We start from the raw sequence: 10,397 nt of genomic DNA on the forward strand, positions 1-10,397 counted from the left end.
ATCACACGTTCGCTTAGTCAGGCTGGTTGTCCTTATGACAATGCCGTAGCTGAAAGTACGTATCGTGCTTTCAAAATTGAATTTGTTTATCAAGAAACTTTTCAATCGCTGGAAGAACTAGCTCTTAAGACTAAAGACTATGTTCATTGGTGGAATTACCACCGCATTCATGGTAGTCTCAACTATCAAACACCAATGACTAAAAGATTAATTGCCTAGAAAACACTTTATAAATGTTGTACAGAAAAGTGTTGCCTTTTCAGCCTATACCTTAGTCACGTTATAAAGAGTTATTCTGTAAAAAGACTTAAAACATCTTGCTTCATCTCTGATGAGTGGTTGGTATTCTTATCATACAAGATTTCTTCTTTTGTATTTTAAGTCTCATATCGATTGTAAACTAATGGTTATTAATTATTTAAATAAACTTTATTAACTATTTAAACTACCTTAACAATTGACAAACACCGGTTTCTCTGATAATATACCAATTAGTTAACTGGTTAATAAAAATAAATAATACTTCTAAGGAGTTATAAATGAAAAAATCACAATATTCATTACTTATCCCAGCTGCTTTACTGACTGCTGGTTTAGCACTTTCAACTTACTCACCGATAGCTTTTGCTGATGACTCGTCACCGGTGGATAGTCATGCTGTCGTTCAACCAAATGTAAGTACAGGTAACAGTAACCAAACATTGTCTGATAGCACTGAGAAGGCAGTTAATCCATCGATGGAAAAGGAAGCCGTATCAGATCAATCACTTTCAGATGCTAAACAAGATGACAATATGATTGCCGAAAAGAAAGCCTATATTGCAAAACATACAGGTTTATCAGTCGATAAGATTCAATTATTGGATACTTCAGAAGGTAAGGCCTTGATGTACCCACATGGCGATCATCATCATGTTATTTTATTGGATAAGATTGATGTTTCTAAGCCTTTTGACGATGGGCACAGTAGCCATCACAGTGATCATGTACACCACCATCATGATGATGTTATCGAGGGTAGCTTTGCTTTTACCGCAACAGTTATAGACCCTGAGGGTAAAATATTATCTGGAAAAGACGTCCAAGTGGTAGATATAACAAGTAGCAGAAAGACACTTGCAACTGTGACAACAGATGAAAAAGGACAAGCTGTTTTTGACAAGCTTCCTTTAGGAAGAAGCTTAACTGTTTTTGTGAATGGTGTTCCTCAAGGTTATAATTTCCGAACCGGTGTCAATGGTGATAAACGTTCAGCTAGCTTTACTATCGACGGAAAAGGGACAATTGAACCAGAATACAGTAAAACACCATTGGTTGTTATCGTTCGTAATGAAGATGCGGAGCCTTTATCAGGACAAGAAGTCACTCTAAAGCATAGAGTAGGGCGTGTAATAGAGAAAGTAACAACAGGAGCTGATGGCAAAGCTGTATTTTCTAAGGGGCTTCTAGATGGTACATTCTATGAGATTATTGTCAATGGCAAGAAGCTTTCTGAAGCTACAACAGGTGAGGAAAGAAGCATTGCTCTAGATGCTAAAGATATTCGAAAATCAAGTCCACATTCAAAACCACAAGAAGACGCACCTAAAGTTCCAGAAACTAAGCCAGAGGCTAAACCACTCACTCCTGAAAAAGCTGATCAAGCAGGTAAAGTAGTAGCACCAGCTCACACAACTTCTAAAGCAGCGGCAGCTAAAGCTGAAATGAAGCAAACGACTAATCAATTGCCTTCAACAGGTGAGGTTATGAACCCATTCTTCACCGCAGCAGCACTTGCAGTTATAACAACAGCTGGGGTAGCAGCAGTTATCAACCGTAAAGAGAACTGAAAACATTCATAGTAATAAAAAAACCTTAGAAATAGGCTATTTTTTACCATTTCTCAAGCTAGTTAAGGTATTAGATAATTAAATATTCCCAAATTGTCAAATTAAGCTAGACATTTTACGTAACTCAGAAAAACCTGATATGGTGTTCGATAATTTAAAGATTTCCTAGGAATTCTATTTCGTTTATCAGCGATAGCTGATAAATATTTCTGAGGAATACCATTGAAATCCATCTGCTTAGGCAGTCCATGACGTCTTAATAACCCATTTGAATGTTCATTTAACCCACGTTGACCAGGGCAACCTGGATCCGCAAAGAAAATATCAATGTCATGTTGGTTGGCTATTGTCTTCCAATTAGAGAATTCTTTCCCACAATCAAAAGTGACAGATTTAAAAAGATGTTTTGGGAATTTTGACAGCCATCTATTTAGTGACTGCTCAATGTCGCTAGCTTTTCGACCATTGGTTTGAAGTGTGATAATAGCTTTAGATTGCTTCTCTACCAAGGTGACAACAGCACTTTTGTGATGTTTACCAACGATTGTATCTCCTTCAAGATGTCCAAATTCTGTATCAAAATCTGGATAGATTTCTGAACGCTCACGGATATCCCTCCTAAAAGCTTGTTTGCCACGTTTTTCGGCCATACCATTTGGTTGGTGTTTTCCCTTCCATGGTAAATCCTCTTTCTTGAAGATACCACGGTCAGCTAAGCGATAAAGAGTTCTCATAGAACAAGGGATTTTATCGGGATAAGTTCCTTTGACCACATCCAAACTCGAATTAAGTTCTAAATGCCTTTGAATAAAATCTTGTTCACTTTGAGTGAGTTGGGTCTTAAGACGACCACAGCGCTTCTTGTTAGCTTTGTAGTCTTTGTAGTAATCATAGGCAGTGTGACCAGCCTTGAGATAAGCAATGACCTTATAAATTGTTTGTCTTGATCTTTTGAGGGATTGACAAATATTGCTAACAGTTATTCCTTCTTTGTAATAAGCCTCTATCATTACAAGCTCGGTTGTGGTAAGATGAGTATAGGTCATTTATGTTAGTTCCTTTCAGACAAATGTGGTGTTTATCTGAGCCTAACATAGATGGCTTTTTTCTGTCTAGCTTAACTTTACAAATTAGGATTTACATACTTTAAATGCAATGCAACGTCAAAAAAAGACAGCCATAACTTTTTTCTTATAACATATTAACTTCTTCTCTTAGCACTACTTTATATTATCCTTAAGCTCCTTTATAAACATGTCAGCCAATCATAATATGTTGGAAAGGTTCTTTTTCTTTAATCTAAATAGAAATCGCCACCATTTTTTCGCGGGTTAAAAGTTACATTCCAAAAATAACGAAAATTCTAATTAACTGGTTAAATAATTGCCTTCATATTTGTCTATTGTTATAATGAGGTTATGTTATTAAAATATTATTTATCAATTAGAAATAAGGAGATTTTATAGTGTCAAAATATCTAAAATATTTCTCTGTTGTTACGTTGGCTCTGACTAGTTTTTCTTTAGCTGCATGTCATCAACACAATTCTCAACCAAAAGATCGTAGCCGGAAGCAACGACCAAAAGATGAATTGGTTGTTTCTATGGGGGCTAAGCTCCCTCATGAATTTGATCCAAAGGACCGTTATGGTATCCATAATGAAGGTAATATTACTCATAGTACTTTATTGAAACGTTCTCCTGACCTAGACATAAAAGGAGAACTTGCTAAAAAATATAAAATCTCTAAGGATGGTATAACGTGGTCGTTCGACTTAAATGATGATTTTAAATTCTCCAATGGTGAGTCTGTTACTGCTGATGATGTCAAGTTTACTTATGATATGTTGAAAGCAGATGGAAAAGCTTGGGATTTAACCTTTATCAAGGATGTTGAAGTAGTTGGGAAGAACCAGATAAATATTCATTTGACTGAGGCGCATTCGACATTTACAGCACAGTTGACTGAAATCCCAATCGTTCCTAAAAAACATTACAATGATAGGTATAAGAGTAACCCAATCGGTTCAGGACCTTACATGGTAAAAGAATATAAAGCTGGAGAGCAAGCTATCTTTGTTCGCAATCCGTATTGGCGTGGCAAGAAACCTTATTTTAAAAAGTGGACTTGGGTATTACTTGACGAAAACACAGCGCTAGCGGCTTTAGAATCTGGCGATGTTGATATGATCTACGCAACGCCAGAACTTGCTAGTAAGAAAGTTAAAGGAACTCGTCTTCTAGATATTTCTTCAAATGATGTTCGTGGGTTATCACTACCCTATGTGAAGAAAGGTGTTGTGAAAAATTCACCAGACGGTTATCCAGTAGGAAATGATGTCACTAGTGATCCAGCAATCAGAAAAGCCTTGACTATTGGTTTAAATAGACAAAAAGTTCTGGATACTGTTTTAAATGGTTATGGTAAGCCAGCTTATTCAATTATTGATAGAACACCATTTTGGAATCCAAAAACAGCAATTAAAGATAATAAAATAGCTAAAGCTAAGCAACTTTTGACAAAAGCTGGATGGAAAGAACAAGCAGACGGTAGCCGTAAAAAAGGAAATCTCAAAGCGGAATTTGACCTTTACTACCCTACTAACGACCAATTACGAGCAAACTTAGCCGTTGAAGTCGCGGAACAAGCTAAAGCCTTAGGTATTAATATTAAACTCAAGGCTAGTAACTGGGATGAAATGGCAACTAAGTCACACGATTCAGCCCTACTTTATGCAGGAGGACGTCATCATGCACAGCAATTTTATGAGTCACATCATCCAAACCTAGCAGGTAAAGGTTGGACCAATATTACGTTTTATAACAATCCTACCGTGACTAAGTACCTTGACAAAGCAATGACATCTTCTGACCTTGACAAAGCTAACGAATATTGGAAGTTAGCGCAGTGGGAGGGCAAAACAGGTGCTTCTACTCTTGGAGATTTGCCAAATGTATGGTTGGTGAGCCTTAACCATACTTATATTGGTGATAAACGTATCAATGTCGGTAAACAAGGTGTCCACAGTCATGGTCATGATTGGTCATTATTGACTAACATTGCCGAGTGGACTTGGGATGAATCAACTAAGTAACGCGTTTAGTTAATACAGCGACTTTAAGTTTGGAGTCTGAGAAAACAAGATACACAAAACTGTGCTGATCGTTTCCTCGGCTCCTTTTCTTATCGATTAAGGAGATTTCATTGTGAAACGCACTACCATTATTATCATCTGGAAAACCATCAGATGTGTCACGCTTATTTTTGGAGTATCTGTTTTGACCTTCGTTTTGTTAAAACAATCTCCAGTAGATCCTGTCATGGCAAGTGTCAATTATGACACATCACTAACCCCTGCTCAGTACAAAGCGATTGCTCACCACTATGGCTTGGATAAGCCAGCTCTAGTCCAATATTTTATTTGGTTGAAAAATGTGATACAGGGACATTTAGGGACCTCACTTGTTTATCGGCAACCTGTTAGTGATATTATCAGATCACGGGCAGGTGCTTCTTTCATACTTATGGGACTCTCTTGGGTCTTATCGGGTCTTATTGGATTTATCTTAGGAACGTTATCAGCTTTCCATCAAGGAAAATTACTTGACCGAGTTGTCAGGTGGTTTTCTTACCTTCAGATATCAGTACCAACGTTTTGGATTGGCCTCATTTTGTTACTGATCTTTTCTGTCCAGTTGGGGTGGTTCCCGATTGGTATTTCTTCTCCGATAGGCACTTTAAGTCAAGATATTACATTAGCTGATCGGATTAAGCACCTTATATTACCTGTTTTCACACTAAGCATTTTAGGTATTGCCAATGTCACCCTTCATACGAGAACTAAAATGATGTCGGTGCTCTCTAGTGAATATGTCTTATTTGCCAGAGCCCGTGGGGAAACACAGTGGCAAATCTTTAAAAATCATTGTCTTAGAAATGCTATCGTACCAGCTATTACACTACATTTTTCTTATTTTGGAGAATTGTTTGGAGGATCTGTTCTTGCTGAGCAAGTTTTCTCATATCCTGGCTTAGGGTCTACCCTCACTGAAGCAGGACTTAAAAGTGATACACCGCTACTTCTAGCTATCGTGATGATAGGAACATTATTTGTTTTTGCGGGCAATCTTATTGCGGATATTTTAAATAGCATCATCAATCCACAGTTAAGGAGAAAAGTATGATATTGAAACGTCGAACGATGGTTTTATGGCAACTAGGTATTGCCATTTCTCTCATTCTTAGTATTCTAGCCTTAAATCTTTATTTCTATAGGACGCCTTTGGAAACCAGTGCAGCTTTACGCAACCTCTCCCCTTCCTTAAACCATCTGTTTGGGACAGATGGTTTAGGTAGGGATATGTTTGTCAGAACGATTAAAGGCCTTTATTTCTCTTTACAGGTCGGCCTATTAGGTGCCCTTATGGGAGTCTTTCTTGCGACCGTTTTTGGAGTGCTTGCAGGTCTAGGAAATAGCCTTATTGATAAAATAATAGCCTGGTTGGTTGATTTGTTTATTGGCATGCCTCATTTGACTTTTATGATTCTCATTTCTTTTGTTGTTGGGAAAGGGGCTCAAGGGGTTATCATTGCAACAGCTGTTACCCATTGGCCCTCTCTAGCAAGGCTTATCCGCAATGAAGTCTATGATCTCAAGAATAAAGCCTTTGTCCAGATCTCTAAAAGCATGGGAAAAACACCTTATTATATTGTGAGGCATCACATCCTGCCTTTGATTGCTTCTCAAATTTTCATTGGGTTTATCCTCTTATTTCCGCACGTCATCTTGCATGAAGCATCCATGACTTTCTTAGGATTTGGTCTTTCTGCCGAACAACCTTCGGTTGGTATCATTTTGTCAGAGGCAGCTAAGCATATCTCTCTTGGCAATTGGTGGTTGGTGATTTTTCCAGGCCTTTATCTTATTTTGGTTGTCAATGCCTTTGATACTATCGGAGAATCTTTAAAGAAACTCTTTTACCCTCAAACGGATCATTTTTAGGAGGTAGAGATATGACAGAAACATTATTAAGCATTAAGGACCTCTCCATTACTTTCACTCAATACGGAAGATTTTTAAAACCATTTCAATCAAGACCGATACAAGCGCTAAATTTAGAAGTTAAAAAAGGTGAGTTATTAGCTATTATTGGTGCTAGTGGTTCAGGCAAGAGTTTATTAGCACATGCTATTATGGGTATTCTTCCTAAAAATGCAGCTGTAACAGGAGATATGATTTATCGTGGTCAATCATTAACTTCTAAACGCATCAAGCAACTGCGAGGAAAAGAAATGACGTTGATTCCACAATCCGTTAATTACTTAGACCCATCTATGAAAGTCAAGCACCAAGTGCGCTTGGGTATCTCAGAAAATGCTAAGGCTACTCAAGAAAGATTGTTTCAACAGTTTGGATTAAAAGAAAGTGATGGTGATTTATATCCTTTCCAACTTTCTGGCGGAATGCTCCGACGTGTGTTGTTTACAACATGTATTAGTGATACGGTTTCTTTGATTATTGCAGATGAGCCTACCCCTGGATTACATCCAGATGCTCTGCAAATGGTTTTAGATCAACTACGCTCCTTTGCAGATAATGGAATAAGCGTTATCTTTATCACTCATGATATTGTAGCAGCTAGTCAAATTGCGGATCGTATCACTATTTTTAAAGAGGGAAAAGCTATTGAAACAGCCCCAGCTAGCTTTTTTAGCGGAGATGGGAAGCAACTACAAACGGAATTTGCGAGAAGTTTATGGCGCTCACTCCCTCAACAAGACTTTTTGAAAGGAGTTACTCATGACCTTAGAGGCTAAAAAGCTTGGCTTTTACCATAAAAAAGACCAATGGCTTTTTAAGGAGATTGATTTAGAGGTCGCACCTGGTCAAGTCTTAGGGATATTTGGACAAAGTGGGTGTGGAAAAACGAGTTTATCCAGAGTGCTTGCCGGTTTTTTGCAACCTAAATCTGGTGAAGTATTAGTTGATGGCAGTCATTTGCCTAACAAAGCATTTAGGCCTGTACAACTTATCCAACAACATCCTGAACAAACCATGAATCCTTTATGGCCTATGAAAAAAAGTTTGGAAGAAGCCTACTATCCCAGTCAGGATTTGCGAGATGCCTTTGGCATTCAAGAAAAATGGCTAAAGCGTCGTCCTAGTGAACTCTCGGGAGGAGAATTGCAACGCTTTTCGATTGTGCGTTCATTACATCCAAAGACGAAATACCTCATTGCAGATGAAATGACTACTATGTTGGATAGCATTACACAAGCTAGTGTATGGAAAAGTCTAATACAAATTGTAAAAGATCGACAGATAGGTCTCATTGTTATTAGTCATGACTTTGCTATGTTAGAAAAACTTTGTGATCAATGTTATATGATTGAAGAAAATCGTATAATAAGTTTCAAACGGCACTAAATGACGGCAGAGACTTCCTTTGGAATACCATACCTTATGGGTCTCAAAATTTCCGAGTGCCGTCAAAGTCAGTATTAACACCACTTTTACCACGGCAAAAACATCTGGTTTGGCTCGTTCCACTCGCAGAAATAGGAAATCGGATGTCACATCCGCAGAACTGTTCATGCTTGTTGAGTCGAAAACGGGGTTTGTCTCTGTTTTGAGGTATTAATAACATCAGTCGTTATATTAGATCCGCACTTTGTTCCATCCTGTAAGGGGAGCATAAAAACGAAAAAAAGCCTTTCCTATAAGCCTTTCTTGTCTACAGAGTATTTTTCCTATCCGTTATCCCCACAGTAATTTTTTATGGTATGATATCAATTGAAGCACTTAGGATTAAGGTGGAGACTGTTATGAAAATAATTGAGTACAACGGAAATTACAGAGATGACTTCATTTTTATGGTCTTGGAAGCAAAAAATGCCTTAGGGAGAATTCCCAGTATTAACCCGGATCTTTTGACAATTGAAGCAAGTTATTTGGAAAAAGGGAATTGTTTTTGGCTAGCGGTCAATGAAGAAAATCGTGTTATTGGCTCAATCGCTTATTCTTCTATTCCCAAAACAAATGAGGTCTTCTTGCACCGTCTCTTCATCAAGCCAAGCTTAAAACATCAAGGCATTGGCAGTTAACTTCTGACGTTTGCAGAAGATTATCTAAGGAAAATCGGCAAGAGTCATGTTAACATCCACTTAGGTCAACCTAAAGTACAATGGTTTGAGTCCTATCAGTTTTATCCTAAACATGGTTACCAATTTTATGATGACATGCATCTCATCAAGAAACTAATCTAAACATTTCCTACCCTTTATAGTCATTTCATACGTCATTTTTAGGAGGTATCCATTGAAAATTGCCATCATTGGACATAGTGGCTCTGGCAAGTCAACCTTAGCACGATTTTTAGGCCAACATTACCATTGTGAGGTATTACATTTAGACAAACTACACTTCTCATCGAACTGGCAAGAACGGTCAAATCATGACATGATAGCTGATTTATCTACATGCCTGCTCAAACAAGACTGGATTATTGAGGGAAATTATGCCAATTGTCTCTATGAAGAGCGCATGAGTGAAGCTGATTACATTATCTATGTTAATTTTAGTCGGTTTCATTGTCTCCATCGAGCATTTAAGCGTTATTTAAACTATAGGGGAAAAACGCGTCCTGATATGGCTGACAACTGTCAGGAAAAATTTGACGTTGCGTTTGTGAAATGGATTCTATTAGATGGGCGTTCAAGAAACCAGTTAAAAAAATACCAATCCGTTGTCCAAAAATACCCTCATAAAACCATTGTCTTAACAAATCAAAAGCAGCTAAGTCACTATATGAATACGATCAACTAATTAGAGTGCAAAACTAAAATAGCCACGGGTAACCCGGGCTATTTTTTATAACGATTTCCCTGTTCCTAAACTAATACCTAATCTCCTTAAGTTGAATCGGTTACACTAAACTAGACAGAATTTATAAAGTGTTCTACACTAAAGAAAACAGGAGAACAGATATGTCTAGAAAAATACGTCGCCACTTCACCGATGATTTTAAGCAACAAATTGTTGACCTCCACAATGCTGGAATGAAACGAAGTGAGCTTATCAAAGAATATGAGTTAACGCCCTCAACCTTCGATAAGTGGGTTAGACAAGCCAAACTAACGGGTTCCTTCAAGTCTGTTGATAATATGACAGATGAACAACGGGAACTGATTCAACTCAGAAAACGCAATAAAGAACTCGAAATGCAATTAGACATCCTAAAGCAAGCGGCAGTGATTATGGCACGAAAAGACAAGTAATCACTGCAAACAAGGATAAATATAGCATTTCAGCCATGTGTCGTTGGTTGAACATTCCTCGTTCTAGCTATTATTACAAAGCTGTAGAGCCAGTATCTGAAGCGAAACTTGAAGAAAATATCAAAGCTATTTTTCTCGAAAGTAAGGCCAGATACGGATCCAGAAAAATCAAAATATGCTTGAATAACGAAGGTATTACACTTTCACGTCGTCGGATTCGACGCATTATGAAGCGACTCAATTTGGTTTCTGTTTATCAGAAAGCCACCTTCAAACCACATTCCAGAGGCA

Annotated in this window: 9 protein-coding genes and 2 pseudogenes; 10 read left to right on the forward strand and 1 reads right to left on the reverse strand. The window is 37.8% G+C overall.

Annotated features, from left to right (window positions below; genetic code table 11):
• Together A3GU_RS0105265 and A3GU_RS0105270 are read left to right on the forward strand one after the other, a co-directional pair.
• The coding region (locus A3GU_RS0105265; protein ID WP_018366498.1) for an integrase core domain-containing protein at positions 1 to 219 on the forward strand (219 nt) is incomplete at its 5' end.
• Between the two features lie 320 nt (positions 220 to 539).
• Positions 540 to 1,829 (forward strand): LPXTG cell wall anchor domain-containing protein, encoded by a 1,290-nt coding sequence (locus A3GU_RS0105270; protein ID WP_018366499.1) that lies wholly within the window; start codon positions 540 to 542, stop codon positions 1,827 to 1,829.
• Positions 1,830 to 1,930: 101 nt separating this feature from the next.
• On the opposite strand, the gene A3GU_RS0105275 is transcribed toward A3GU_RS0105270, so the two are convergent.
• Positions 1,931 to 2,875, reverse strand: a complete 945-nt coding sequence (locus A3GU_RS0105275; RefSeq protein ID WP_018366500.1) for an IS30 family transposase — start codon at positions 2,873 to 2,875, stop codon at positions 1,931 to 1,933.
• 419 nt (positions 2,876 to 3,294) lie between these two features.
• Between A3GU_RS0105275 and A3GU_RS0105280 the strand changes: the two genes are divergently transcribed.
• The 8 genes and pseudogenes from A3GU_RS0105280 to A3GU_RS10035 all read left to right on the forward strand — a co-directional run.
• Entirely contained in the window at positions 3,295 to 4,923 is a 1,629-nt protein-coding gene (locus tag A3GU_RS0105280; protein ID WP_018366501.1) for an ABC transporter substrate-binding protein, read from the forward strand.
• Positions 4,924 to 5,035: 112 nt separating this feature from the next.
• Positions 5,036 to 6,013, forward strand: coding sequence for an ABC transporter permease (locus A3GU_RS0105285; protein ID WP_018366502.1), 978 nt, complete (start codon positions 5,036 to 5,038; stop codon positions 6,011 to 6,013).
• Positions 6,010 to 6,831, forward strand: a complete 822-nt coding sequence (locus tag A3GU_RS0105290) for an ABC transporter permease (RefSeq protein WP_018366503.1) — start codon at positions 6,010 to 6,012, stop codon at positions 6,829 to 6,831. Before A3GU_RS0105285 ends, A3GU_RS0105290 begins: the two co-directional genes overlap by 4 nt.
• A gap of 11 nt (positions 6,832 to 6,842) precedes the next feature.
• Entirely contained in the window at positions 6,843 to 7,646 is an 804-nt protein-coding gene (locus tag A3GU_RS0105295) for an ATP-binding cassette domain-containing protein (protein WP_018366504.1), read from the forward strand.
• Positions 7,630 to 8,256: an ABC transporter ATP-binding protein gene (locus A3GU_RS0105300; RefSeq protein WP_018366505.1), complete on the forward strand. Its 627-nt coding sequence runs from the start codon at positions 7,630 to 7,632 to the stop codon at positions 8,254 to 8,256. Before A3GU_RS0105295 ends, A3GU_RS0105300 begins: the two co-directional genes overlap by 17 nt.
• 398 nt (positions 8,257 to 8,654) lie before the next feature.
• Positions 8,655 to 9,095, forward strand: a pseudogene (locus tag A3GU_RS09580) (GNAT family N-acetyltransferase).
• Between the two features lie 52 nt (positions 9,096 to 9,147).
• Entirely contained in the window at positions 9,148 to 9,654 is a 507-nt protein-coding gene (locus A3GU_RS0105310) for a DNA topology modulation protein (protein ID WP_018366507.1), read from the forward strand.
• A 161-nt stretch (positions 9,655 to 9,815) separates the two neighbouring features.
• A pseudogene (locus A3GU_RS10035) lies at positions 9,816 to 10,397 on the forward strand (IS3 family transposase); the annotation flags it as partial.

This window comes from Streptococcus didelphis DSM 15616 (assembly GCF_000380005.1).
Taxonomy (GTDB): Bacteria; Bacillota; Bacilli; order Lactobacillales; family Streptococcaceae; genus Streptococcus; species Streptococcus didelphis.